We start from the raw sequence: 23,912 nt of genomic DNA on the forward strand, positions 1-23,912 counted from the left end.
GACGCTCTTCCGCCCGCCGAAGCGCCGCGCGACGCGCGCCCTCCTCCCGCCCGCCCGCCGACCGAAGCGACCGCGTCGAGGTGACCGGGACCGCGACGCGCGCCCACAACGTCACCCGTGGACGGCATCCGTCCTCGTAGGCTGAACGCAGGCGTGGGGGCGCCGAACCGCCTCCACGCCGTCTTCTCGATGGAGGATGCAACGCATGAGTGCGACAGCGCAGGGTGGATACGGGTCGACAGCGGTCACCGACCCTGGGAACAGGCCGATCTCCCCGTGGCTGTGGCTGCTCATCGGGGTCGGGTCGGCACTCACCGGACTCCTGCCCTGGCTCGTCACGGGCATGCGCCTGCCGCTGCAGAACCTGTGGGCGGCGGACGCACTGCCGTGGGACATGCCCCTCGCGCTGTTGCCGTTCAGCCAGTACGCGATCACCACTCTCGTGGCACTCCTCGGAACCGGCGCGGCGATCGCCGGAATCGTCGCTCGGGCGACTCGCTCGCGTCAGGGCGCACGCGGGCCATTCGCGATCCTCGCCGGACTGCTCACCGTGCAGGTGGTCGCCATTGTGCAGACCGCGGTCGTGACGAGCGGCGGACTGCAGGCCAGAAGCGAGGCGACGCTCTACCTCGCATTGCTGATCGGGGTCGTCGTGCTCGCGGTCCTGCTCGGCATCCTCGTGTACTGGCTGATTGCCCGTGCTCCGCGTGCCGGTGCGCTCGTGGGCCTGAGCTTGGCCGCTCTCGCCGCCGGCTCCTGGCTGGCCGAGCTGTTGATTCCCGTGGGGTCGAGCTACGCCGAGTGGCAGTTCTGGCTGGCGCCCCACCTGCGCTGGGTGCCCGCGATCCTCGTGGGGGCAGCGATCGCGTGGTGTGGCATCAGTACTGTCGGACGCGTCGCGGCCGCACTCGGCAGCCTCGTCATCCTGTGGGTCGGCCCAGTGCTGATCACGGCCGTCACCAGCGCCGCCGGCAGCCGCGTGCTCGCGCCCCATCCGTCAGAGATGCTCGACTACGCTGCCCAGGTGTTCCGGATGGCTCTCGTGGCGGGGGAGTTCGTGATCCTGCCGATCGTCGTCGCCATCGTGGTCGCGGCGATCGGTCTGTGCGGGCGGATGCTGCTGCAGCGGTCGCGCTCGGCGGCGACCGAGCCACGCGCTGATGCTGAACAGGAATGAGGGTGGGCCCCGTCGGGCTCGAACCGACGACCCAGGGATTAAAAGTCCCTTGCTCTACCAACTGAGCTAGAGGCCCGCGTCTCTAACTTATCGTGGATCGTGAGCCGCTGAATGCGCGTAGCGTTGGCCGGAGCGCACTGGACGAGACCCCGAACGGAGCACCATGGCAGACGGATTCCACAAGCCCACGAAGTTCCCATCACGCGTGTTCGAGGCGTTCCACGGGGGTGACGACCCGGCCACGCTGAGCCGAGTCGCCCACGAGACGGCGAACGCCCTGCTGTCCCGGGTGCGCGAGAATCCCGACCCGGCGGTCGTCGAGCGCCTGGTCGCCTACACCGACGAGCACGGCATCGACGCCGTCGCCGAACTCTGGGCCCAGGCATCCGCCCGCAGCCTGCCGGGTGCGCTCTGGAGGCTCTACCTTCTGCGCTTGCTGATCCGTCAGGATCCGACGGGCACGGCGTTCCTGTTCCAGCGCGGCTCCGAGCTGGCTGTGGGGGTCGACCCCGTCGTGGCCGGCGCTCCCACGCCGACAGGCCCCGAGGAGGTCGTGGCGCTCGCCGACGACATCCTGCGCGGCATCTTCGCCGGCGACTTCGGCATCGCCCTCGACCGGGCTGCCGCCTTCTGCCGCATCATGGCCGGCGGGGCGACGAGCATCGCCGACGACTCCGAAGCCACCGAGCCCGAGCGCAGCAGCGAGCTGACGACCCGCGCCCTGCGATTCTCGGAGCTCGGCCAGGAGCTGGGCGCCTGCGCGCGACTGTGGCGCAGCTACTCGCTCGACTGACTACCGTGCCGTGCCCACTGGCGTAACGGGGCATCCGTCGCCTGACAGACTGGGCTGAGACGCTTCGGCCAGAGATTCGGCGGAGACGGATGCGGGGAGGAGGACGATGGCCATGGAACGCACAGGAGACGGCAGCGCCGGCGACGCCGACTACGCGCGCATCGGCTTCGGCTATGCCGACTACCGTCGACCCGATCCCCGTATCGCCGCGGCGATCCTGCGGGAGCTGGGCGACGCCTACACGGTGCTGAACGTCGGTGCCGGCGCCGGATCGTACGAGCCGCGCGATCGTGACGTCACCGCCGTGGAGCCGTCAGCGACGATGCGCATCCAGCGTGAGGCGGGCCTGCCCCGCGCCATCGATGCGACGGCCGAGAAGCTGCCGTTCGACGACGATGCCTTCGACGCCTCGCTCGCCACGTTCACCGTGCATCAGTGGGCCGACATCGACCGCGGTCTCGCCGAGATGCGACGGGTGACCCGCGGACCGGTGCTGGTGCTCAGCTGCGACCCGAAGGCCCTCGACAGGTTCTGGCTCGACGAGTACGCGCCCGAGGTCATCGACACCGAGGCCGCGCGCTATCCGGCGGTCGAGCACATCGCCGAGGCTCTGGGCACGAACAGCCGCATCATCGAGGTGCCGATCCCGCTCGACTGCCTCGACGGCTTCGGCGAGGCCTACTACGGACGCCCCGAGGCGCTGCTCGACCCCGGCGCACGCCAGGCGAACTCGGCGTGGAGCTTCGTCGGCCCGCTCGTGGCGCGCCGTTTCGTGCGCGAGCTCGGCGACGAACTGGCGTCCGGTGCCTGGGATGCGAAGTACGGCGACCTGCGAACCCAGCCCGAGTTCGAGGGGTCATTGCGCCTCATCGTGGGACTGCGCTGACCGCTGCCCCACCTGTTCGACTCTGGACTTCGCCGCGAAGTCGGATCACAATGGAGGCGTTCGCGGACATCGTCGGCCGCGACAGCAATCCATTGCGGGAGCACCATGTCGCTGGAATCGCGGGCCCGAGACTACGCTGGCGAGTTTCCGAAGCCACCCGATGCCGAGACCTGGTCAGGCATGTGCGGCAACCTGACCTTCCGCTTCAACGCCAGGGTCGGCGGCGATTCCTTCGCACCCTCGGTGACGGGACCGAGTGCCACGGATGTGATGCGCGCATCTCGGATCCAGTCGACCGACCGCACCCTGGCTCCCATCGGAGCCATCCACTGGTGGGATGACGGTGGCGATGGCCATGTCGGCACCGACGTCGCCGGCGGCGGCGCGCGGGTGTTCATGGCGTCGACCGCCGTCAGCGAATCCCTCGGGTCGTTCATCGGCTTCAGCTCGGTGGACGACTACGTGAGGGCGAAGCCATCGGAGGTCTACCAAGGATGGTCGACCGACTATGCGGGCGCGCCGTGCCCGGGGCTCGGGGAGCTCAACGCGGCATCAGTGTTCATGACACCCAGGACAAGGGGCAAGCGAATGTATCTCGAATGGGACACCCAGGGCGTGGGCTATCTCGTGACGCAGGATGGCGTCCTGCCCCTTCCGAACATGCAGGTCTACAACCTCTTCCGGCGGGTCATCACGTCGAATCAGGACACCGACTCACCCGACAGGTTCCTGCGCGCCGAGATCGACATCATGCGGTCGACGCTGCAGCTGCTCGCGCTGTCGTCGATCTCCGCGACCGAGCTCTCGTCGCCGATGCTGGTCGACGAGCTGTCGACCTCGCTCGGGCGACCGTTCGATGTCGAGGTGGTGATGCCGGCGGACGACCTCGCCGCCGCCTTCAAGGACACGGTGTCGCGCCTCTCGACCACGATGAACGCGAACCCCCTGCGCCGCGATCCGACTCTCTGACCCGCTCCCGGGGAATAGCACGCGGCATCCGTCGCTTACACTTGTACATGGCCGGGCCGCAGTAACCCCGGGCTCCAATATTCGCCGCTCCGAGCGGCCTCGCGCCGAGAGGCGTTCTGCGGCCCGGCCATTTCTCTGCCCGCGGATGCCGCCTCGCGGCCGCCGCGGATGTCAACCCGCCGCCAGCGCGCCATCCGCCGAACTAGGCTTTCGAGCATGTCGTTGCCGTACACGCTGCTCATCGATCCGCTCGCCGCGGATGACGCCACCTCCGCCACCGCCGGGACCTTCCGGGAGATCGACGCCTCGGCGCCGGCACTCAGGGTGGGGGAGCTCAGCACCCAGCGCGGCGACGGCATCTTCGAGACCATCGCGGTCGTCGACGGCCACGTGCAGGAGTCCGAGCCCCACCTCGCGCGTCTGGTGCGCTCGGCTGAGATCTGCGACCTCCCGGTGCCGAACCTGCGCCAGTGGCGAGCCGCGATAGCGTTCGCGCGCGAGCAGGTGCCGGTCGAGGGTGAGCTGGCCATGAAGCTGGTGCTCAGCCGCGGTGTCGAGCACGGGCCGGCGCCGACGGCGTGGCTGAGCGTGAATGCGGCATCCGATTCGACGGATGCCCGCACGAAGGGCATCCGCGTCGTCACCCTCGACCGCGGCTACGACCACGGCGTCGCCGAGCGCGCCCCCTGGCTGCTGCTCGGCGCCAAGACGTTGAGCTACGCCGTCAACATGGCGGCCCTGCGCGAGGCCCATCGCCGTGGAGCCGACGACACCATCTTCGTCACCAGCGACGGCTACGTCATGGAGGGGCCCACGTCGAGCGTCATCGCCCGCATCGACGGCGTGTTCGTCACGCCGAAGCCCTCGGGGTCCATCCTCGCCGGTACGACGCAGGCGAGCCTGTTCGAGCACATCCGCGAGCACGACTTCCCCGTGGCCGAGCGCGACATCACGGTCGAGGAACTGCGGCGGGCGGATGCCGTCTGGCTGGTGTCGAGCGTGCGCCTGGCCGCGCCGGTGGTCGAACTCGACGGCGCACCCCTGGCGCTCGACGCCGAGGCCAACGCCGCCTTCACGCGCTATCTGCAGAGCCCGCGCGACTGAGGGGCGCGCAGCCCGCCTCGACCCCGAACGCGAGATGCCCACTTCCGCTGGTCGGCGCTGTGCGCGACTGGCGGAAGTGGGCATCTCGACGGGTGTGGATCCGCAACGCGGATGCGCACCGAGCAATCAGCGCCGAGGCATCAACCGAAGCGGCCCGAGACGTAGTCCTCGGTGGCCTGCACGCTCGGGTTCGAGAACATCGTGGTGGTGTCGTCGTACTCGATGAGCTTGCCGGGCTTGCCGGTTCCGGCGATGTTGAAGAACGCCGTGCGGTCGGAGACACGCGATGCCTGCTGCATGTTGTGGGTCACGATGACGATCGTGAACTCCTGCTTCATCTCCTCGATGAGGTCCTCGATGGCGAGGGTCGAGATCGGGTCGAGCGCCGAGCACGGCTCGTCCATCAGGATGATCTCGGGGTTGACCGCGATGGCGCGAGCGATGCAGAGGCGCTGCTGCTGGCCGCCCGAGAGGCCGGAGCCGGGCATGTGCAGGCGGTCTTTCACCTCGTTCCAGAGGTTGGCTCCGCGCAGCGACTTCTCGATCAGGTCGTCGCCCTCCGACTTCGACATGCGCTTGTTGTTGAGCTTCGCGCCGGCGAGCACGTTGTCGCCGATCGACATCGTCGGGAACGGGTTCGGGCGCTGGAACACCATGCCCACCTGGCGGCGAACGAGCACGGGGTCGACGCCGGCTCCGTAGAGGTTGTTGCCGTCGATCAGCACCTCGCCCTCGACGCGTGCGCCGGGGATGACCTCGTGCATGCGGTTGAGGGTGCGCAGGAACGTGGACTTGCCGCATCCGCTCGGCCCGATGAAGGCGGTGACGGTGCGGGGCTCGATGGTCAGCGAGACGCCTTCCACAGCGAGGAAGCTGGAGTAGTAGACGTTGAGGTCGTTGACCTCGATGCGCTTGGACATGGATTCCTTCGTTCGGTGGTGCGGGGGAGGAGTGCGGGGAGGTCGGGGGTGCCGCGGATCAGCGCAGGCCCTTGGGGGCGAGGAACTTCGCCACCAGTCGAGCGATGATGTTGAGCAGGGCGACGATGAGGATGAGCGTCAGAGCACCGGTCCAGGCGCGGTCGAGGTAGGCCTGCGCATCCGTTCCCTGGCTCGCGTACTGGTTGTACACGAACACCGGGAGGGTCATCATGCGCTCGGCGAAGAGGTTGTAGTTCATGCTCGCGGTGAAGCCGGCGATGATGAGCAGCGGTGCCGTCTCACCGATCACGCGGGCGATGGAGATCATCACGCCGGTGATGATTCCGGCGATCGACGTCGGCAGCACCACCTTGAGCACCGTGAGGTACTTGGGAACGCCGAGGGCGAGAGACGCCTCGCGCAGCTCGTTCGGAACGAGCTTCAGCATCTCCTCGCTCGAGCGCACGACGACGGGGATCATGAGCACGCTGAGGGCGACGGCACCACCGAATCCGAAACGGATGCCGGGATCGTCGAAGACCAGCGCGAACAGGGCGAAGGCGAACAGGCCGGCCACGATCGACGGGATGCCCGTCATCACGTCGACGAAGAAGGTGACGCCGCGCGCCAGGCGGCCGCGTCCGTACTCGACGAGGTAGATGGCGGTGAGCAGGCCGATCGGCACCGAGATGAGGGTCGCCATGCCGGTGATGAGCAGCGTTCCGACGATCGCGTGAAGTGCACCACCGCCGGCGCCGACGACGTTGCGCATCGACTCGGTGAAGAACGACAGGTCGAAGCGGGCGACGCCCTTCACGATCACCGTGTAGGTCACCGAGATCAGGGGCACGAGCGCGATGGCGAAGGCGCTCGAGACGAGCGCGGTGACAAGGCGATCGGTGGCCTTGCGGCCGCCCTCGACGAGGCGCGAGATCACCCAGATGAGCACGCAGAACAGCACGACGGCGAGCACGGCCATGCCCGCCCAGTTGAACGATTCACCACCGGCGGCGTCGACGACGGCGAAGATCGCGATCGACAGGGCGAAGGCGCCGGCCAGCAGCCAGAGGGGGGAGTACTTCGGCATCTTGCCCGAGGTGAGGGCGTTGGGCATCGCCGTGGTGGGAGCCGTCGTGGTCGTCATGGTCATCAGTTGGCTCCCGAGAAGGCCTTGCGGCGGCCGACGATGTAGCGTGCGATCGAGTTCACGCCGAGGGTGATCACGAACAGGATGAGCCCTGTCGCGATGAGGATGTTGACGCCCACGTCGTGGGCCTCAGGGAAGTTCAGCGCGATGTTCGCGGCGATGGTCGTCGGGTTCTGGGACTGCACCAGGGCGAACGAGACGATCGTGGCGGGGGAGAGAACCATGGCGACGGCCATGGTCTCGCCGAGCGCGCGACCGAGGCCGAGCATCGCTCCCGAGATGACACCGGGGCGTCCGAACGGCAGCACGGCCATGCGGATCATCTCCCAGCGGGTGGCGCCGAGCGCCAGAGCGGCCTCCTCGTGGAGGCGTGGGGTCTGCAGGAAGACCTCTCGGCTGATGGCGGTGATGATGGGGAGCACCATCACGGCGAGCACGATGGCCACAGTGAGGATGGTGCGGCCGGTGCCCGAGACGGGACCGGCGAAGAGCGGGAACCAGCCGAACCACTCGGTGAGGTTCGCGTAGTACGGCTGCAGGGCCGGGGCCAGCACGCCGATGCCCCAGAGGCCGAAGACGACGGAGGGGACTGCAGCGAGGAGGTCGACGACGTAGCCGAGGCCCTGAGCGATGCGGCGAGGGGCGAAGTGGGTGATGAAGAGGGCGACGCCGATGGTGAGCGGCACCGCGAAGATCATCGCGAGTGCGGCGGACCAGACGGTTCCGAAGACGAGGGGGCCGACATACGACCAGAAGTTGGTGGCGTCGCCCTTGAAGTCATCAGATTCCGCCACGAAGGCCGGCATGGACTGGGCGACCAGGAAGATCGCCACGGCGGCGAGCACCGCGAGGATCAGGCTGCTCGCGACGACAGTCAGCTTGGAGAACACCCGGTCTCCGGGTCGCTCCTTCGCGGTGATTGCGGGGGCGGCGACGGTGGTCGTCATGGCTGGCGAGTCCCTTGCGGTGCGTGAGATGGGGGTGTCTGTGCGGGGTCCGCTGCCGCGAACCCCAGTCTGCCCGACCTGTCATCCGGCACGCAATGCGTGCGGATGACAGGCCGGGCAGGCGGGATATTCCGTTGTTACTTGATCGAGGCCACGACGTCGGCGACCTTGCCCTGCAGCTCGGTGGAGAGCGGCGAGGAGCCGGCCGCGTCGGCGGCGACCTTCTGGCCGTCAGCCGAGGCGAGGTAGCCCACGTAGGCCTTGACGAGCTCGGCCTGAGCGGCGTCGGCGTACTCGGGGCAGACGATCGCGTAGCTCACGAGAACCAGCGGGTAGTGCGACGGGTCGGTCGTGGTGCGCTCGAGCTTGACGGCGAGGTCGTTCGACTCGCGTCCCTCGACGGCGGGCGAGTCGTCGACGACGGCTGCTGCGCCCTCGGCGCTCGGGGCGACGAACTCTTCGCCGACCTTGATCTTCACGACACCGAGGTCACCGGCGCGCGAGGCGTCGGCGTAGCCGATGGTGTTCGTTCCGTTGGTGACGGCGTCGATGACACCCGAGGTGCCCTGGGCACCCTCACCGGTCTGGTACGGGAACGGGTCGGCCGGCTTCTGGTCCCACACGTCAGGGGCGACCTGGTTGAGGTAGTCCGCGAAGTTCTTGGTGGTACCCGAGTCGTCCGAGCGGTGGACGGCCGTGATGTTGGCGTCCGGCAGTGTTGCACCGTCGTTGAGGGCGGCGATCGCCGGGTCGTTCCACTTGGTGATGTCACCCTTGAAGATGTGGGCGATCGTGGCTGCGTCGAGCGAGAGCTCGTCGACACCCTCGACGTTGAACACGACGGCGATCGGGGAGATGTAGACCGGGAGGTCGACGGCCTTGGTGTCGGGAGCGCAGGCGGCGAAGGTGCCGGCGATCTCCTCGTCGTTCAGTGCGGAGTCGGAGCCGGCGAAGTCGACTCCACCGGAGATGAAGGCCTCACGACCGGCGCCGGAGCCCGAGGGGTCGTAGTTGACGGTCACGTCGGGGTTGGCGGTCTGGAAGCCGGCGACCCAAGCCTCCTGGGCAGCCTGCTGGGACGAGGCGCCGGCAGCGTTGAGCGTGCCGGTGAGCGAGGAGGTGGTCTCGCTTGCTGCGGGGGAAGCATCCTCGTTTGCTGCGCACGAGGACAGTGCGATGGTGGCTACGACGGCCAGGACGACCGGGGCGCCAAAACGCTTGAGTTTCACGAATGTCCCTTTCAGGGGAAGTGATTACATGATGTGAACCTGTTCGGCTCGGTCCTGACGCTAAGCGGGCTCCGTGACGCGCAGCCTCACTGCAGGTGAACGGAGTCTTAACGGGCGCGGACGATACGTGCGCATACTGTCGTCATGCGCAGCGGCCCCCTCGGCTCGCGGTGGGGTCAGACCCGCGGCGAGTGAGTCTCGATCGCGATGATGCCCGAGCTCGGGTTGGTCGACGAGAGGTGCACGACGGAGAACGCGCCTGGTTCGAGAGAAGCGGCATCCGAGATGTATGCACCAGTCGGCGTTCCCGTGGCCAGGGCGATCTCACGCAGGATGTCGCCGAGCACCGGGCCATGGCTGCAGATGACGGCGGTCTTGCGCGATCGCACCCTCTTGCCGATGACGGAGCGGATGTCGGCCTTGCCCTCTTCGAACAGGTCCTGGCTGAGGTTGTCCGTGCGCTTGAGCTCGATTCCGGATGCCGCCGAGAGCGGTGTGACCGTGGTCACGCACCGCGTCGCGGTGCTCGTCGTGATGCGCTTCGGGTGCCACGCCGCGATGGTGTCGACGATGGTGGACGCCTGCTGCACGCCGCGCTCGGTGAGCGGCCGCGTCGCGTCGGCCTTCTTCCAGTCGCTGCGGGCCATCGCCTTGGCGTGCCGCAGCACCACGAGAGAGAAGGTGCGCGTCACGCCGCCGTCGACGAGCTCGGCGAAGGCGTCGAGGATCTCGACGTCGGACTTGAAGGTCAGGTAGCTGCGGGCCTTCTTGATGCTCACCCATTCGAGGGCAGCGACCTCGCCGTTCGGCACGAAGGTGGAGTGCCGCACGGCGTCATCGCTCACCTCGGCTGCCCAGTAGTGCACGATCTTCGTGCGGTTTCCCGAGAGCGGGTAGTTCGAGATGCCGAGCGGAACGCCGAGGGCGACGGTGAGGCCGGTCTCCTCCTTGATCTCGCGCACGGCGGTCTGGGGGAGCGTCTCCCCGGGATCGACCTTGCCCTTCGGGATGGTCACGTCGCCGTGCACGGTGCGGTGGATGACGAGCACCATCATGCGGCCGTCGACCACGCGCCAGCAGACCGCCCCCGCGGCGTAGATGGCCGTCGCCGTCATCGGTTCCTCCCCGGGCGCTTGCGTGCCCCGATCTCGTGCATCAGCGTGTTCTGCATGTCGACGAGGAGTGAGCCGTCCTCGTCGAGGTGGTGGCGTACCCACACCCCGTCGTCGCCGAGCCACCAGGACGACGTGCGATCGTCCATGGCGCGGTCGAACAGCCCGGCGATCTCGTCGAGGTGCTCCTGCTCGGTGAGACGCACCAGGGCCTCGACGCGTCGGTCGAGATTGCGGTGCATCATGTCGGCGCTGCCGATGAAGACGTGCGGGTCTCCGGAGTTCAGGAACGAGAAGATGCGCGAGTGCTCGAGGTAGCGACCGAGAATCGATCGCACCCGGATGTTCTCGCTCATGCCGGGCACGCCGGGCATGAGGCTGCAGATTCCGCGCACCCAGATGTCGACGGGGACACCGGCGTTCGATGCCCGGTAGAGGGCGTCGATGATGGCCTCGTCGACCATGGAGTTCACCTTGATGCGGATGCGGGCGGGCTTGCCGTCGAGGGCGTTCTGCGTCTCGGTGGCGATGTGCCGCAGCAGACCCTTCCGCAGGTGGAGCGGCGCAACGAGCAGCCGCTTGAACTTCTTCTCGATGGCGTAGCCCGAGAGCTCATTGAACAGACGAGTGAGGTCCTTGCCGACCTGATCGTCATCCGTCAGCAGGCCGAGGTCCTCGTAGATGCGGCTCGTCTTGGGGTTGTAGTTGCCCGTTCCGATGTGGCTGTAGTGCTTCAGCTCGCCCTTCTCCTCACGGATGACGAGGGCGAGCTTGCAGTGTGTCTTGAGGCCGACGAGGCCGTAGACCACGTGCACGCCGGCCTTCTCGAGCTTGCGGGCCCAGCTGATGTTGGCCTGCTCGTCGAAGCGCGCCTTGATCTCGACGAGCGCGAGTACCTGTTTGCCGGACTCCGCAGCGTCGATGAGGGCCTCGACGATCGGGCTGTCGCCCGAGGTGCGGTAGAGCGTCTGCTTGATGGCCAACACGTGCGGGTCGGCTGCGGCCTGCTCGATGAACGCCTGCACGCTGGTCGCGAAGGACTCGTACGGGTGGTGCAGCAGAACGTCGCCGCGGGCGATCGCCGAGAAGATGTCGGGGCGCGAGTTCGGCTCGAGCGGCTGCAGGCGTGCGCTCGTCGTCGGCACGTGCGTCGGGTAGCGAAGGTCGGGCCTGTCGATCCTGGCGATGTCGAACAGCCCGCCGAGGTCGAGCGGCGCCGGCAGTCTGTACACCTCGTTGTCGGTGACGTCGAGTTCGCGCACGAGCAGCCCGAGGGTCACGTCGTCCATGTCGTCGGTCACCTCGAGACGGATGGGCGGACCGAACCGGCGGCGGAGCAGTTCCTTCTCGAGCGCCTTGATCAGGTTCTCCGTCTCGTCCTCGTCGACCTCGACGTCCTCGTTGCGGGTCACGCGGAACACGTGGTGCTCGAGGATCTCCATGCCGGGGAACAGGTCGCCGAGGTGATTGGCGATGAGGTCCTCGAGCGTGATGAAACGCTCGGCACCGGGGTCGTGCGGAATCTTCAGGAAGCGCGGGAGCATCTGCGGCACCTTGAGGCGCGCGAACTCCTGCTTGCCCGTCTTCGAATTGCGCACGCGCACCGACAGGTTCAGCGAGAGTCCCGAGATGTAGGGGAACGGATGCGCCGGGTCGACGGCGAGGGGCATCAGCACCGGGAAGATCTGGCGCGAGAAGTAGTCGCGCAGGTTCGACCGCTCGGCATCCTCCAGCTCGTCCCAGCGCACGATGTGGATACCCGACTCGGCCAGCGCCGGCCGCACCAGTTCGGCGTAGGCGGCGGCGTGACGTTCCTGCAGTTCGTGGGCCTTGGCGGAGATGTCGGCGAGGACGTCCTGAGGGGCACGCCCGACGTTGGTCGGGATCGCGAGACCCGTGAGGATGCGGCGCTTGAGGCCGGCGACACGCACCATGAAGAACTCGTCGAGGTTCGAGGCGAAGATCGCCAGGAAGTTCGCGCGCTCGAGAACCGGCGTCGTCGGGTCCTCGGCGAGCTCGAGCACGCGCTGGTTGAACGCGAGCCAGCTCAGCTCACGGTCCAGGTAGCGCTCTCCGGGCAGGCTCGTGTCTCCGGCGGTGTCGAAGGGCTCGAAGTCGTCGTCGAAGTCGCCCGCGAGTCCGGTGTCGATCAGGTTCTCGGCATCCATGTCTTCATCATGGCATCAGCCGCATGAACAGCACGTGACGAGGACGTTATCTCCGCGCCGGATGTTCCACACCCGCATCCGATAGTCGGCTCCGAGACGCGTATGCAGGATGAGAGCGGATATGACCCACCCAGCGGCATCATGTGCGGGCTCATCCTGCAAACTCAGGGGTCGGCTGATGCGGGCGGTGAACAGGCTCAGCGGCCGAGGCCGGCCGGCTCCTCGTCCTCGTGCACGTTGAACCTGTATCCCACGTTGCGCACAGTGCCGATGAGCGACTCGAGGTCGCCGAGCTTGGCGCGCAGGCGCCGCACGTGCACGTCGACCGTGCGGGTGCCGCCGAAGTAGTCGTAGCCCCACACCTCGCTGAGCAGCTGCTCGCGGGTGAAGACGCGCGACGGGTGCGTCGCCAGGAATCGCAGCAGCTCGAACTCCTTGAAGGTGAGGTCGAGCGGCTTGCCGCGCACCTTCGCCGAGTAGCTCGCCTCGTCGATGATCACCCCGGAGGTCTGGATGCGGGTGTTCACCTCGGGGGCGATGCGTCCGACGGCGAGACGGATGCGGGCATCCACCTCCGCGGGTCCGGCTGACTCCACGATCACGTCGTCGACTCCCCAGTCGGGGCTGACACCCGACAGGCCGCCCTCGGTGAGCACCAGCAGGAGCGGAACAGAGATCCCCGTGGTGCGCAGGATCTGGCAGAGGGCCTTGGCGCTGGCGAGGTTCGTGCGGGCGTCGACGATCACGGCGTCCGAATCGGGCGCGGTGATGAGCTGCTGCGGATCCGCAGGGATCAGCCGCACCCGGTGGCTCAACAGCGCGAGGGCGGGGAGAACTTCATTGTTGACTGCCGACGTCAGGATCAACAATTGCGCCACGCGCATTCCTCCAGCTCGTTCGTTGCGTAATCCTATCCTGATGACGCAGCCCGATTCGCGCGCCACAATGGGAAGCATGACCGACACCGAAGTGCCGCTGACTCCCGCTGTGACGTTCGCCGGAATCGTCGCCGTCTGGATCCTCGCTGCCGTCGGTGCCGTCGTGGTCCTCGCGGCCGTGGCCCCGGAGGACCGCTTCGGCGGCCTCTGCCTCAGCCTCGCGGTGTGCGCGATCGCGGCCTTCTGCGTGCAGCTCGCCACCCGCCGCCGTGACGGATTCGTCTCGCGCGTGGTCGCGAGCTTCGTGGGCAGCGTCGTGATCACCGCCATCGCCGGCATCGTGGTCGCCGCGACGCTCTGAACGGTCCTCGAGCGGGGATAGACTCGACCCATGGCCGGCGGCGAACTCATCTTCCTCGAACTCTTCTACCTCGGACTTCTGGGCCTTGCGAGCCTCGCGATCGCGTGGGTCTCCGGCGTCGTGGTCTACAAGCTCTTCCGGGGGCAGCGGTAACACCCGATGATCGAGCTGCCCGTCGAGCTTCCGGCCGAGCTGGTTCCCCTCTCGTGGCTGCTCGGGGTCTGGGAGGGCTCGGGCGTCATCGACTACACGGTCGGTGAGGCATCCGTCACCCACGAATTCGGTCAGCGTGTGAGCTTCAGTCACGACGGCCTGCCCCACCTGAACTACACCTCGTACAGCTGGCTGTTCCCCACCGAGGCGGGCGGGGAGCCGACGCCGCTGGTGACCGAGACCGGGTACTGGCGTCTCAGCCGCCAGCTCGGAGACGCTGATGCCGGTCCTGCCATGCTCCCGGGAGTCGGCGAGCGACCATTCCGTGACGCCGAGGCCGTCGAGACCCTGCGCAACGCCGCAGGAGGATTCGACCTCGAGGTGACGCTCGTGCACCCGGGCGGCGTCGCCGAGCTCTACCTGGGCCAGGTGAAGGGACCCCGCATCGATCTGGCGACGGATGCCGTCATGCGCACACAGGGCGCGAAGCCGTACTCGGCGGCCACCCGCCTCTACGGTCTCGTCGACTCGCACCTGCTCTGGGCGTGGGACATCGCCGCCCTCGGCCAGGACCTGCGCACGCACTCCTCCGGCCGACTCGCGAAGGTCGAGTGATGACGATGACGGATGCCGTCTCCCCCCTCCTCGCCACCCCCGGTGCAGTTCGTGCCGACGGGGTCGACGATGGGGTGGCCGCCCACTACGGCAACCCGAACGTCGAGCAGCGCCGCCTCGAGGATGGTTCGGCCGTCGTCGACCTCTCGCACGCCGGCATCGTGAGCGTCACCGGCCCCGACCGCCTCACCTGGCTCAACTCCATCTCCAGCCAGGCGCTCGACCGTCTGGCGCCGGGGGAGTCGTCCGAGACCCTCATCCTCGACCCGCAGGGCCGCATCGAGTACGACGCCCACGTCTTCGACGACGGTGTCACGAGCTGGCTGCTCGTCGACCGCGTCGAGACCGCCGGCCTGTTCGGCTGGCTCGACCGCATGCGCTTCACGCTGCGTGTCGAGGTGGCCGACCGCACCGAGGAGTTCGCCACCATCGGCACCATGGCGACGGATGCTGCATCCGTCGGCCTCGAGATCGCCGCCCCGAACGGCGTCTCCCTCGTCTGGCGCGACCCGTGGTCGGAGATCGCCGTGGGCGGCTGGCAGTACGCCTCCGAGATCGAGCATCCCGCTGGCGCCTGGAACTTCAGCGAGGTTCTGGTGCCGCGAGCGTCGCTCACCGCTCTCGCCGAACGAGCCGGCACGGGAGCCCCGGTCCTGGCCGGCACCCTGGCCCTCGACGCCCTGCGCATCGCCGCCTGGCGCCCGCGGTTCTCGACCGAGGTCGATGAGCGCAGCATCCCGCATGAGCTCGACTGGCTGCGCAGCGCCGTGCACCTCGAGAAGGGCTGCTACCGAGGCCAGGAGACCGTGGCGAAGGTGCACAACCTCGGCCACCCGCCGCGCCGTCTCGTGATGCTGCACCTCGACGGCTCCGACACCGTCCTTCCGGCTCACGGCGACGAGGTCTTCGCCGAGAAGAAGCGCCCGGAGTCCGAGGCCGGCTGGCGCGGGGTGGGGAGCGTCACGTCGAGCGCCATCCACCACGAACTCGGACCGATCGCGCTCGCCGTCATCCGCCGCGGAGTCCCCGTCGACGCACCGCTCCAGGTTCACACGGCCGAGACCGGTGAGATCGTCGCGGCCGCCCAGGTCGTGGTCGTGCCTCCCGAGGCCGGATCCACCGCCGGTATCCCGCGGATGCCGCGGCTCGGCATCCGCCGCTGATGCGGCCGCGGTTCGACACCGCGGCGGCGTGGGCGCGCACTAGGGACGCCCTGCCGCCCGTCGCGCAGATCACCGTGACCGCCGTGGCGAGCTTCGCCTTCGCCCACTACGTGATCGGGCACCAATCGCCGCTGATCGCCGCCATCGTGGTCATCTCCGCCCTCGGCTTCGTGCGGGACGCGCGACCCGTGCGCGTGCTCGAGACGGTGCTCGGGATGACCCTGGGCATCGCACTGGCCGAGCTCCTGCTGCTCGGATTCGGGGTCGGCCTCGTTCAGTACGCCTTCGCGCTCGCCCTCACCATGCTCGTCGCCCGGTTCCTGCTGCCGAACCCGGCCTTCGCGGTGGCGGCCGCCGTGCAGTGCTCCTTGGTCATGCTCTCGCCGTTGCCGGCCGGCGGTCCGTTCACCCGCACCGTCGACGCGCTCGTCGGCGGTGCCTTCGCCCTCCTCGCCACAGTGCTCATTCCGCGTGACCCGGGCAAGGCGGCCACGCGCGCCGGGCTGCGCATCCTCGCCGAGCACGACGGCATCCTCGCCGACCTCTCGGCGGCGCTCGCCGAGGGCTCCGCGAAGAGAGCGGACTCGGCCCTGGCGCGGGCACGGGCGACGCAGCCGTTGACCGATGCCTGGTCGAACGCCGTCGAATCTGGCGTGGCCATCGCTCGGCTGTCGCCGTTCCTGCGCCGCCGCCGATTCGACCTGGCCAGACAGGCGTCGATGCAGGCCGCGATCGAGCTGTGCACCAGGAGCCTGCGCGTCGTCGCCCGTCGTGCTGCCTACGTCGCCCGCGATGGTGCGCCGCGGCCCGCCGTCGCCGACCTCCTGGCGCGGGTGCGGGTGAGCGTGGAGCTGATCAGCGAGTCGTTGACGGATGTCTCCCTGCAGCCTGTCGCACGACAGTCGTTGATCGAGGTGGCTCGCCATCTCGACCCGGCGGGGATGGCGCCGGACGGCGACTTCGCCGACCGCAACCTCGTGCAGGCGATGCGGCCGTACATCGTCGACGCCCTCGCTGCGACGGGCATGAACGCCGACGAGGCCAGGGATCTGCTTCCACGGGCGTAGCTGTCCCGCACGCTGAGAACCGGACGAAGTCCGCGTTCGAAGCGCACGTGCGCCCGCGGCTCGTTGCTGCGCTTCGGCCGCGCGCTTCGCGCGGGCCTCAGCGAGCGGGATGAGCGGGCGCGGGCCTCAGCGAGCGGGATGAGCGGGCGCGGGCCTCAGCGAGCGGGATGAGCGGGCGCGGGCCTCAGCGAGCGGGATGAGCGGACACGGGACCTCAGCGAGCGTCAGAGATGGGGAGGGGCGCCACGGCCGCCCAGTCCACGGTGAGCTCACCGAGCCGCCAGCGCCGCACGCCCCCGCGCACGGGCCAGCCGGCATCCGCCAGCATCCGGACGGCGGCGATCCAGCGTTGCGACGGTCCGTAGACCGAGAGCGGAGCGTTCACCTGCCAGGCTCGGTCCAGCTCGAGGAGCAGGCTGTGGATGCGCTCCCCGGACACGTTCCGGTGGATGAGCGCCTTCGGCAGCCGTTCGGCCACGATCGACGGCGCCTCCAGCTCCGCGAGGCGCAGGCTGATCGTGAGGCTCTGCGCGGCATCCGGAGTCACAGCCACCCAGCTCGAGATCCGCCCGATCTCGTCGCAGGTTCCCTCGACCAGCACCCCACCGGGCTGAAGCCTCGAGGCCATGAGCGCCCACGCATCGGGAACCTCGGCCTCGTCGTACTGGCGCAGCACGTTGAATGCACGGATGACGGCGGGCCACCGACCGGAGGGGAGCGGCACCTCGAAGCCGCCGAGCGCGAACGACACCCGGGCATCCGCGGCGAAGCCCGTGGTCCCGGCCCTCACGATCGCGAGCTGCTCGGTGGCCGTGCGCACACGGCCGGGCTCGATCTCGAGACCGAGGACCTCGACATCGGCGCGCGCCTTCGTGAGCCTCTGGTGCAGCTCGAGCGCCGTCACCCCGCTGGCGCCGTATCCGAGGTCGATGACGAGGGGGTCCTCGGTGGTGCGGAGGATGGGCAGCTCCGCGATCCAGCGGTCGACGCGACGCAGCCGGTTGGTGTTCGTGGTGCCGCGGGTGACGGATCCGACGGGCATGCTCCCCAGTATCGCAAGCGATAGATTGGAGCCATGACTGCGCCTTACACCCTCATCCTGTTGCGCCACGGAAACAGCGACTGGAACCAGAAGAACCTGTTCACCGGATGGGTCGACGTCCGCCTGTCCGACCAGGGCCGCGCCGAGGCCAAACGCGCCGGCCAGCTGCTCGCCGAGTCGGGCCTGCTGCCCGACGTCCTGCACACCTCGGTGCTCACCCGCGCCATCCAGACCGCGGACATCGCACTCGAGGAGGCAGACCGCCTCTGGATCGACGTGAAGCGCTCCTGGCGTCTCAACGAGCGCCACTACGGCGCTCTCCAGGGCCTCGACAAGGCCGAGACCCTGGAAAAGTACGGCCCGGAGCAGTTCCAGCTCTGGCGTCGCTCCTTCGACGTGCCGCCGCCCGTGCTGGCAGACGATGCCGAGTACTCGCAGGTCGGCGACCCCCGCTACGCCGACCTCCCCGATGCAGACCTCCCGCGCACGGAATGCCTGAAGGACGTCATCGACCGGATGCTGCCCTACTGGGAGTCCGACATCTCGGTCGACCTGAAGGCGGGCAAGACCGTGCTGGTGACCGCCCACGGCAACTCGCTGCGCGCGCTCGTCAAGCACCTCGACGGCATCTCGGACGACGACATCGCCGAGCTCAACATCCCCACGGGCATCCCGCTGGTCTACCGCCTCGACGAGAACCTCGCCCCGCTCGGCGCCGGTGAGTACCTCGACCCCGAGGCGGCAGCAGCAGGCGCCGCCGCCGTGGCCGCGCAGGGCAAGAAGTAACCGTCGTCAACCGAAAAGCGAGGAACTTCTCCCGAATCACGGCATCCGGCTCCCGGATGCGGTGATTCGGGCGAGAAGTTCCTCGCTTTTCAGGTTCGAGCGGGACGGATCGCGCTCAGGCGCTCTCGGGCACCCATTCGCCGGTAGCCAGGTACTGCACCTTCTTGGCGATGGCCACGGCGTGGTCGGCGAATCGCTCGTGGTAGCGGCTGGCCAGCGTCGCGTCCACGGTGTCGACGGTCTCGCCCTTCCACTTCTCGCCGAGGACCTTGTCGAACACGCTGAGGTGCAGCGCGTCGATCTTGTCGTCGTCGTTGCGGATGGTCTCGGCGAGCTCGACCTCCTGAGAGCTGAGCAGCTCGGTGAGCTTGCGGGCGATCTCGACATCGAGTCGGCCCATCTCGGCGAATGTCGGGCGCAGGCTCTTCGGCACGACCTTGTCGGGGAAACGGTAGCGGGCGAGCTGCGCGATGTGCGTGGCGAGGTCGCCCATCCGCTCGAGCGATGCGCTGATGCGCAGCGCGCTCACGACGATGCGCAGGTCGCGGGCGACGGGGTTCTGACGCGCCAGGATGGTGATGGCGAGCTCGTCGAGGGCGACGGCCAACTCGTCGATGCGAGCGTCATCCTCGATGCACTCCTCCGCGAGGGCGACATCGGACTCGTTGAACGCGCGCGTCGCCTTGTCGATCGAGGTCGCAACGAGTTCTGAGATCTCGACGAGGCGGTCCTGCACCTCTCGGAGTTCCAGCTGGAATACTTCGCGCACGTGTGAATCCTCTTGTCATTCGAAGGCGCACGCAGGAATGCATGCGGGTAGACGGAGCCCGCGTGGCCCCACCCCATCGTCGCGAGAGAAGGTTAACGGCGGGTGCCGCAGGTTTGAACATTCCCTAAAGTAGACCTCCCGCGAGACGGATGCGGCGGCCGGGTGCTCGGTGGAGACATTACTCTGATGCCATGGATACCACCTGGCTGGTGCTGTTGTCCCTGGCACTCGGGTTGGTGGTGGGCGGCGGCTTCATCGCGCTCCTGCACGTTGCAGAGCGGCGCGGAACGCACGCCGCGACGGTGGTCAACCCGTCAGTGCCCGACGGCATCGCGGAGGTCATCGACGCCCTGGAGACCCCGGCCGTGGTCGTGGATCCCTCGAACAACGTGCTCGCGTCGTCGCATGCCGCGCTCGTCCTCGGGCTGGTACGCCTCGACGCCCTGGTGCATCCTGAGCTGATCGAGATCGTCGCTCGCGTCCGTCGCACGGGAGAGCCCGTCGCCGAGCAGCTCACCATCGCCCGCAGCCGTTTCGGCGAGTCGAACATCGTGCTCGACGTGCGGGCGGCGCGCCTGGGATCCCGGTACGTGCTCCTCCTGGGAGACGACCTCACCGATTCACAGCGCCTCGACGACGTGCGCCGCGACTTCATCGCGAACATCTCGCACGAGCTGAAGACCCCGATCGCCTCGGTCGGCCTGCTCGCCGAGGCGATAGACATGGCTGCAGACGAGCCGGCGCAGGTGCGCCGCTTCACGCACCGGCTCACCCAGGAGTCGGCCAGGCTCGCGCGCATCACCCAGGACATCATCGACCTCTCCCGGCTGCAGTCCCAGGACGTGCTCTCCAAGCCCGATCTCGTCTCCGTCGACGAGATCGTGGCCGCCGCCGTCGACCAGAACCGCGTCGTCGCCGAGGCACGCGACATCGCCCTTGCCGTGCGCAACAAGAGCCGCGCCGAGGTTCTCGGAGACGAGTCGCTGCTCGTGATGGCCGTGAACAACCTCATCGCGAACGCCATCAACTACTCCCTGCCCGGGACGCGGGTGGGAGTCGGCGTCAAGAGCACGGACGGCGCGGTCGAGATCGCGGTCACCGACCAGGGCGTCGGGATCCCGGAGGAAGACCTCGATCGTGTCTTCGAGCGTTTCTTCCGCGTCGACGAGGCGCGCTCGCGCAACACCGGAGGCACCGGCCTCGGCCTCAGCATCGTCAAGCACGCCGTGCAGAACCACGGCGGCGACGTGCGCGTCTGGTCGCAGTCCGGTCGCGGCTCCACCTTCACCATCCGTCTCCCCGAAGCACCGATCGACGCCGTCAAGGCTGAAAAGGACCCCCAGTGACACGCATCCTCCTGGTCGAAGACGAGACCGCACTGAGCGAACCGCTCGCCTTCCTGCTCGAGCGCGAGGGCTACGACGTGACCGTCGCGGCCGACGGGCCGAGCGCGCTGACCGAGTTCGATCGCACAGGCGCAGACCTCATCCTGCTCGACCTCATGCTCCCGGGGCTCTCCGGCACCGAGGTCTGCCGCGAGATCCGCACACGCTCGAGCGTGCCGATCATCATGTTGACGGCGAAGGACTCCGAGGTCGACGTCGTCGTGGGCCTCGAACTCGGCGCTGACGACTACGTCACCAAGCCGTACTCCACCCGCGAGCTGCTCGCCCGCATCCGCGCCATCCTGCGTCGCCACACCGACGACGACCGCGACGAGGGCACCCTGCTCGAGGCCGGAAGCGTGCGCATGGACATCGAGCGGCACACCGTCGCCGTCGATGGCGTCGTGACCCCGATGCCGCTCAAGGAGTTCGAGCTGCTCGAGTTCCTGCTGCGCAACGCCGGGCGCGTCCTCACCCGCGGCCAGCTCATCGACCGCGTGTGGGGCAGCGACTACTTCGGTGACACCAAGACGCTCGACGTGCACATCAAGCGCATCCGGTCCCGCATCGAGAAGACTCCGTCCGAGCCGCGGATGCTGGTCACGGTGCGCGGTCTCGGCTATCGCTTCGAGGAGTAGCACCACCCATCTGCTGCGACGACGAACGCCCGGTCTCGTGGAGGCCGGGCGTTCTCGATCTCTGCGGGCGGATGCCGCGGAACCGCGTTACTGGGAGATGACCTCGCCGACCTTGCCCTCGATGACGTCGATCGGCAGCAGGTCGGAGTACTCGGGGAGGCCGCCGTCGAGCACGGGAACCTGGAGGTCCTCGCCCTCCTCGTCGCCGTACTGGAAGTACACGTCCAGGAGCGAACCGGGCTCGGCGTCGAGGTCGCGCAGCAGCACCTGCTCGCCGTCAGCCGGACCGAAGAGCGTGGTCTCGTTGGCCGGGGCGTCGATCGTGACGGTCTTCTTACCGTTGGACGACTCGTGCTGCACGGTGATCTCGGCATCCTCGGACCCAGAGTTCACGATGGTGACGACGAGGTTTCCGAGCTTCCCCTTGTCGGTCACGATGACGGCGTTGCGGATCCCGATCTCACCGATGTCGCCGCTCACGCCATCGCTGGCGAAGTAGTGGTACGTGGTCGCCTGCGGCGCGACCAGGCCGCAGCCGGCGGTGCCGACGATGATCGCAGCCGCAACGATGACGGATGACGCGATACGCCCTCTCACAGTGCCTCCCAAGCTCTGCGCCCCCGTGACGGGAACCCGTGGTCGGGCGCGATGAAATCCGGTGTCGAGCCTAGCGCACGAGCGGTCTCGCGGGCGCGCGGGGCGCTGGCGGAGGCGAACCTTACCACCATGCAGCCTGTGGTATTCTGGAGGTTGCTGAAGGGACATATATTCATGCTTTTCGAGGTCGGCGAAACCGTCGTTTACCCGCATCATGGTGCGGCAACCATCACCGAAGTCAAGACCAGGATCATCAAGGGCGAAGAGAAGGTCTACCTCAAGCTGAACGTCACGCAGGGCGATCTCACGATCGAAGTACCTGCTGAGAACGTCGACCTCGTCGGCGTGCGAGACGTCATCGGACGGGAGGGCCTCGACCGCGTGTTCGAGGTGCTGCGTGCCCCGTTCACCGAGGAACCGACCAACTGGTCACGTCGTTACAAGGCCAATCTCGAGAAGCTCGCTTCTGGAGACGTCATCAAGGTGTCCGAGGTCGTCCGCGACCTGTGGCGCCGCGATCAGGACCGCGGCCTCTCGGCCGGCGAGAAGCGCATGCTCGCCAAGGCCCGCCAGATCCTCATCTCCGAGCTCGCGCTCGCCGAGAAGACCGACGAGGAGAAGGCGTCCACCGTGCTCGACGAGGTTCTCGCCTCCTAGACCCGGTCGGTCCACCAGATCATCCGAAACGCGTCTCCCCATCGGGGAGGCGCGTTTCGCATTCCGCGCCACCGTGGCACCGCCCCGTCGCGCCGATCGACCGATGGGCACGCGATAGCCTCGGCTCATGACTGAAACGCCCCCGGATGTCGCCGTCATCGTGGTCGCCGCCGGCAGCGGCACGCGTCTCGGGCTCGGGAGGCCGAAGGCCTTCGTCGAACTCGCGGGGCGGCCCCTGCTCGCACACGCCCTGAGCGCCGTGTTCGCCCTGCCCGAGCCCGTGCAGGTCGTCGTCGTGGCTCCAGCCGACGGACTGGAGGAGGCGCGCTCGATCGCCGCCGACGTCGCCGGATCGGCATCCGGGCACCTCACACTGGTGACGGGAGGCGAGACGCGACAGGAGTCCGTCGCAGCGGGGCTCGGCGCCGTCGTCGAGTCAGTACGGGTCGTCCTGGTGCACGACGCCGCCCGCGCCCTCACCCCGACGCGCCAGCACGAAGCCGTCATCGCCGCCGTGCGTGCCACCGGAGCCGGCGTCATCCCCGGCCTCGCCGTCGCCGACACCATCAAGCGCGTCGACGCCGACGGGCGCATCCTCGAGACCGTCGACAGATCGCAGCTCTCGGCCGTGCAGACCCCGCAGGGCTTTCCCCGCGCCCAGCTCGACGTCGCCTACGCCGACGCAGCCGACGACCACACCGACGATGCCGCCCTCGTCGCGGCAGCTGGGGGAGAGGTGCTCGCCATCTCCGGCGACCCGCTCGCCTTCAAGGTGACGACGGCATGGGACCTCGCGCGCGCCGAGCAGCTGGTGACGGATGCCGCCCCCGCCCGGCCCGCGGCATCGGCGTTCCGCGTCGGAACCGGCACCGACGTGCACGCCTTCAGCGATGATCCTGCGGAGGAGCTCTGGCTGGTCGGCCTGCACTGGCCGGGCCAGGTCGGACTCTCCGGCCACAGCGACGGCGACGCCGCCAGCCACGCCATCTGCGACGCGCTGTTGGCCGCAGCCGGGCTCGGCGACGTGGGAGGAGTGTTCGGCACGGCCGACCCCGCGTTCTCCGGAGCCCACGGCGCCGTGTTCCTCGCCGAGGCGCGGCGCTTGGTCGAGGAGGCCGGCTTCAGCATCGGCAACGTGTCGGTGCAGGTGCTGGGCAACCGCCCCAAGCTGTCCCCACGCCGGGCCGAGGCCGAGTCCGTGCTGAGCGCTGCTCTGGGTGCTCCGGTGAGCGTCTCGGCGACCACGACGGACGGGCTCGGGTTCACGGGCCGGGGCGATGGCATCGCCGCCATCGCGACGGCGCTGCTGACCGTGCGCTGATTCCGGGCGAGGCGCGCTGCCGCCGCTA

The 23,912-nt window shown here is 68.4% G+C and carries 25 protein-coding genes and 1 tRNA gene; 15 read left to right on the forward strand and 11 right to left on the reverse strand.

Going from position 1 to position 23,912, the window contains the following annotated elements:
* Positions 1-205 precede the first annotated feature (205 nt).
* Complete coding sequence (locus AADV74_RS00005) at positions 206-1,177, forward strand: hypothetical protein (RefSeq protein WP_342110549.1); 972 nt, start codon at positions 206-208, stop codon at positions 1,175-1,177.
* 3 nt (positions 1,178-1,180) lie between these two features.
* Here the strand turns inward: AADV74_RS00005 and AADV74_RS00010 are convergent.
* Positions 1,181-1,253 (reverse strand) — tRNA-Lys (locus tag AADV74_RS00010).
* Positions 1,254-1,340: 87 nt separating this feature from the next.
* Between AADV74_RS00010 and AADV74_RS00015 the strand changes: the two genes are divergently transcribed.
* From AADV74_RS00015 to AADV74_RS00030, 4 genes are all read left to right on the forward strand, one after another.
* Positions 1,341-1,970 carry a DNA-directed RNA polymerase subunit beta gene (locus AADV74_RS00015; protein WP_342110551.1) on the forward strand — a complete coding sequence of 210 codons (630 nt, stop codon included), beginning with the start codon at positions 1,341-1,343 and terminating at the stop codon, positions 1,968-1,970.
* A gap of 112 nt (positions 1,971-2,082) precedes the next feature.
* Positions 2,083-2,856 (forward strand): class I SAM-dependent methyltransferase, encoded by a 774-nt coding sequence (locus tag AADV74_RS00020; protein WP_342110553.1) that lies wholly within the window; start codon positions 2,083-2,085, stop codon positions 2,854-2,856.
* Between the two features lie 180 nt (positions 2,857-3,036).
* A complete protein-coding gene (locus AADV74_RS00025) occupies positions 3,037-3,825 on the forward strand; it encodes a hypothetical protein (RefSeq protein ID WP_342110556.1) in 789 nt (262 codons plus the stop codon).
* A 216-nt stretch (positions 3,826-4,041) separates the two neighbouring features.
* Entirely contained in the window at positions 4,042-4,929 is an 888-nt protein-coding gene (locus AADV74_RS00030; RefSeq protein WP_342110559.1) for an aminodeoxychorismate lyase, read from the forward strand.
* Positions 4,930-5,069: 140 nt separating this feature from the next.
* Here AADV74_RS00030 and pstB read toward each other — a convergent pair whose 3' ends face one another.
* The 7 genes from pstB to AADV74_RS00065 form a co-directional block, all read right to left on the reverse strand.
* The gene (gene pstB, locus AADV74_RS00035; RefSeq protein WP_055821005.1) at positions 5,070-5,849 is read right to left on the reverse strand and encodes a phosphate ABC transporter ATP-binding protein PstB; all 780 of its coding nucleotides are present in this window, start codon (positions 5,847-5,849) and stop codon (positions 5,070-5,072) included.
* Between the two features lie 58 nt (positions 5,850-5,907).
* On the reverse strand, positions 5,908-6,999 hold the full coding sequence (pstA, locus tag AADV74_RS00040; RefSeq protein ID WP_342110565.1) for a phosphate ABC transporter permease PstA: 1,092 nt from the start codon (positions 6,997-6,999) through the stop codon (positions 5,908-5,910).
* Positions 6,999-7,943 carry a phosphate ABC transporter permease subunit PstC gene (gene pstC / locus AADV74_RS00045; protein ID WP_342110567.1) on the reverse strand — a complete coding sequence of 315 codons (945 nt, stop codon included), beginning with the start codon at positions 7,941-7,943 and terminating at the stop codon, positions 6,999-7,001. Before pstC ends, pstA begins: the two co-directional genes overlap by 1 nt.
* A 137-nt stretch (positions 7,944-8,080) precedes the next feature.
* A complete protein-coding gene (gene pstS, locus AADV74_RS00050) occupies positions 8,081-9,172 on the reverse strand; it encodes a phosphate ABC transporter substrate-binding protein PstS (protein ID WP_342110569.1) in 1,092 nt (363 codons plus the stop codon).
* A 176-nt stretch (positions 9,173-9,348) separates the two neighbouring features.
* Positions 9,349-10,287, reverse strand: coding sequence for an NUDIX hydrolase (locus AADV74_RS00055; RefSeq protein ID WP_342110571.1), 939 nt, complete (start codon positions 10,285-10,287; stop codon positions 9,349-9,351).
* Entirely contained in the window at positions 10,284-12,452 is a 2,169-nt protein-coding gene (locus AADV74_RS00060) for an RNA degradosome polyphosphate kinase (RefSeq protein ID WP_342110573.1), read from the reverse strand. Before AADV74_RS00060 ends, AADV74_RS00055 begins: the two co-directional genes overlap by 4 nt.
* A 197-nt stretch (positions 12,453-12,649) precedes the next feature.
* Positions 12,650-13,330 (reverse strand): winged helix-turn-helix transcriptional regulator, encoded by a 681-nt coding sequence (locus AADV74_RS00065; protein ID WP_055823076.1) that lies wholly within the window; start codon positions 13,328-13,330, stop codon positions 12,650-12,652.
* 76 nt (positions 13,331-13,406) lie between these two features.
* On the opposite strand from AADV74_RS00065, the gene AADV74_RS00070 reads away from it, so the two are divergent.
* From AADV74_RS00070 to AADV74_RS00090, 5 genes are read left to right on the forward strand one after another with little or no spacing between them, the layout of a single operon-like run.
* Positions 13,407-13,691, forward strand: a complete 285-nt coding sequence (locus tag AADV74_RS00070; RefSeq protein ID WP_342110578.1) for a hypothetical protein — start codon at positions 13,407-13,409, stop codon at positions 13,689-13,691.
* A 30-nt stretch (positions 13,692-13,721) separates the two neighbouring features.
* On the forward strand, positions 13,722-13,844 hold the full coding sequence (locus AADV74_RS00075; RefSeq protein WP_342110580.1) for a hypothetical protein: 123 nt from the start codon (positions 13,722-13,724) through the stop codon (positions 13,842-13,844).
* 6 nt (positions 13,845-13,850) lie between these two features.
* Positions 13,851-14,459 carry a nitrobindin family protein gene (locus tag AADV74_RS00080; RefSeq protein WP_342110582.1) on the forward strand — a complete coding sequence of 203 codons (609 nt, stop codon included), beginning with the start codon at positions 13,851-13,853 and terminating at the stop codon, positions 14,457-14,459.
* 5 nt (positions 14,460-14,464) lie between these two features.
* The gene (gene ygfZ, locus AADV74_RS00085; RefSeq protein WP_342113076.1) at positions 14,465-15,622 is read left to right on the forward strand and encodes a CAF17-like 4Fe-4S cluster assembly/insertion protein YgfZ; all 1,158 of its coding nucleotides are present in this window, start codon (positions 14,465-14,467) and stop codon (positions 15,620-15,622) included.
* A complete protein-coding gene (locus AADV74_RS00090; RefSeq protein ID WP_342110583.1) occupies positions 15,622-16,689 on the forward strand; it encodes an FUSC family protein in 1,068 nt (355 codons plus the stop codon). The genes ygfZ and AADV74_RS00090 overlap by 1 nt, the downstream gene beginning before the upstream one ends.
* Before the next feature lie 214 nt (positions 16,690-16,903).
* On the opposite strand, the gene AADV74_RS00095 is transcribed toward AADV74_RS00090, so the two are convergent.
* Positions 16,904-17,731, reverse strand: coding sequence for a class I SAM-dependent methyltransferase (locus AADV74_RS00095; protein WP_342110584.1), 828 nt, complete (start codon positions 17,729-17,731; stop codon positions 16,904-16,906).
* 33 nt (positions 17,732-17,764) lie between these two features.
* On the opposite strand from AADV74_RS00095, the gene AADV74_RS00100 reads away from it, so the two are divergent.
* A complete protein-coding gene (locus AADV74_RS00100) occupies positions 17,765-18,517 on the forward strand; it encodes a phosphoglyceromutase (protein WP_342110585.1) in 753 nt (250 codons plus the stop codon).
* A 115-nt stretch (positions 18,518-18,632) separates the two neighbouring features.
* On the opposite strand, the gene phoU is transcribed toward AADV74_RS00100, so the two are convergent.
* The gene (gene phoU, locus AADV74_RS00105) at positions 18,633-19,286 is read right to left on the reverse strand and encodes a phosphate signaling complex protein PhoU (protein ID WP_056166052.1); all 654 of its coding nucleotides are present in this window, start codon (positions 19,284-19,286) and stop codon (positions 18,633-18,635) included.
* A 191-nt stretch (positions 19,287-19,477) separates the two neighbouring features.
* Here phoU and AADV74_RS00110 point away from each other — a divergent pair, with 191 nt between their 5' ends.
* Positions 19,478-20,632, forward strand: coding sequence for a sensor histidine kinase (locus AADV74_RS00110; RefSeq protein WP_342110590.1), 1,155 nt, complete (start codon positions 19,478-19,480; stop codon positions 20,630-20,632).
* Positions 20,629-21,309, forward strand: coding sequence for a response regulator (locus tag AADV74_RS00115; RefSeq protein WP_342110592.1), 681 nt, complete (start codon positions 20,629-20,631; stop codon positions 21,307-21,309). The genes AADV74_RS00110 and AADV74_RS00115 overlap by 4 nt, the downstream gene beginning before the upstream one ends.
* A gap of 87 nt (positions 21,310-21,396) precedes the next feature.
* On the opposite strand, the gene AADV74_RS00120 is transcribed toward AADV74_RS00115, so the two are convergent.
* Positions 21,397-21,906, reverse strand: coding sequence for a hypothetical protein (locus AADV74_RS00120; RefSeq protein WP_342110593.1), 510 nt, complete (start codon positions 21,904-21,906; stop codon positions 21,397-21,399).
* A 174-nt stretch (positions 21,907-22,080) separates the two neighbouring features.
* Between AADV74_RS00120 and AADV74_RS00125 the strand changes: the two genes are divergently transcribed.
* Positions 22,081-22,563: a CarD family transcriptional regulator gene (locus tag AADV74_RS00125; protein ID WP_055820959.1), complete on the forward strand. Its 483-nt coding sequence runs from the start codon at positions 22,081-22,083 to the stop codon at positions 22,561-22,563.
* Positions 22,564-22,690: 127 nt separating this feature from the next.
* On the forward strand, positions 22,691-23,884 hold the full coding sequence (gene ispD, locus AADV74_RS00130; protein WP_342110595.1) for a 2-C-methyl-D-erythritol 4-phosphate cytidylyltransferase: 1,194 nt from the start codon (positions 22,691-22,693) through the stop codon (positions 23,882-23,884).
* The last annotated feature ends 28 nt before the right edge of the window (positions 23,885-23,912 follow it).

The sequence above is a fragment of the Leifsonia stereocauli genome, assembly GCF_038432415.1.
GTDB lineage: Bacteria > Actinomycetota > Actinomycetes > Actinomycetales > Microbacteriaceae > Orlajensenia > Orlajensenia stereocauli.

Bases quoted from the DNA above. Each gene is read 5' to 3' on its own strand.
- AADV74_RS00005 (WP_342110549.1), top strand. From the start codon at position 206: ATGAGTGCGACAGCGCAGGGTGGATACGGGTCGACAGCGGTCACCGAC.
- AADV74_RS00015 (WP_342110551.1), top strand. From the start codon at position 1,341: ATGGCAGACGGATTCCACAAGCCCACGAAGTTCCCATCACGCGTGTTC.
- AADV74_RS00020 (WP_342110553.1), top strand. From the start codon at position 2,083: ATGGAACGCACAGGAGACGGCAGCGCCGGCGACGCCGACTACGCGCGC.
- AADV74_RS00025 (WP_342110556.1), top strand. From the start codon at position 3,037: ATGTGCGGCAACCTGACCTTCCGCTTCAACGCCAGGGTCGGCGGCGAT.
- AADV74_RS00030 (WP_342110559.1), top strand. From the start codon at position 4,042: ATGTCGTTGCCGTACACGCTGCTCATCGATCCGCTCGCCGCGGATGAC.
- pstB (WP_055821005.1), bottom strand. From the start codon at position 5,849: ATGTCCAAGCGCATCGAGGTCAACGACCTCAACGTCTACTACTCCAGC.
- pstA (WP_342110565.1), bottom strand. From the start codon at position 6,999: ATGACCATGACGACCACGACGGCTCCCACCACGGCGATGCCCAACGCC.
- pstC (WP_342110567.1), bottom strand. From the start codon at position 7,943: ATGACGACCACCGTCGCCGCCCCCGCAATCACCGCGAAGGAGCGACCC.
- AADV74_RS00055 (WP_342110571.1), bottom strand. From the start codon at position 10,287: ATGACGGCGACGGCCATCTACGCCGCGGGGGCGGTCTGCTGGCGCGTG.
- AADV74_RS00060 (WP_342110573.1), bottom strand. From the start codon at position 12,452: ATGGATGCCGAGAACCTGATCGACACCGGACTCGCGGGCGACTTCGAC.
- AADV74_RS00070 (WP_342110578.1), top strand. From the start codon at position 13,407: ATGACCGACACCGAAGTGCCGCTGACTCCCGCTGTGACGTTCGCCGGA.
- AADV74_RS00075 (WP_342110580.1), top strand. From the start codon at position 13,722: ATGGCCGGCGGCGAACTCATCTTCCTCGAACTCTTCTACCTCGGACTT.
- AADV74_RS00080 (WP_342110582.1), top strand. From the start codon at position 13,851: ATGATCGAGCTGCCCGTCGAGCTTCCGGCCGAGCTGGTTCCCCTCTCG.
- ygfZ (WP_342113076.1), top strand. From the start codon at position 14,465: ATGACGGATGCCGTCTCCCCCCTCCTCGCCACCCCCGGTGCAGTTCGT.
- AADV74_RS00090 (WP_342110583.1), top strand. From the start codon at position 15,622: ATGCGGCCGCGGTTCGACACCGCGGCGGCGTGGGCGCGCACTAGGGAC.
- AADV74_RS00095 (WP_342110584.1), bottom strand. From the start codon at position 17,731: ATGCCCGTCGGATCCGTCACCCGCGGCACCACGAACACCAACCGGCTG.
- AADV74_RS00100 (WP_342110585.1), top strand. From the start codon at position 17,765: ATGACTGCGCCTTACACCCTCATCCTGTTGCGCCACGGAAACAGCGAC.
- AADV74_RS00110 (WP_342110590.1), top strand. From the start codon at position 19,478: ATGGATACCACCTGGCTGGTGCTGTTGTCCCTGGCACTCGGGTTGGTG.
- AADV74_RS00125 (WP_055820959.1), top strand. From the start codon at position 22,081: ATGCTTTTCGAGGTCGGCGAAACCGTCGTTTACCCGCATCATGGTGCG.
- ispD (WP_342110595.1), top strand. From the start codon at position 22,691: ATGACTGAAACGCCCCCGGATGTCGCCGTCATCGTGGTCGCCGCCGGC.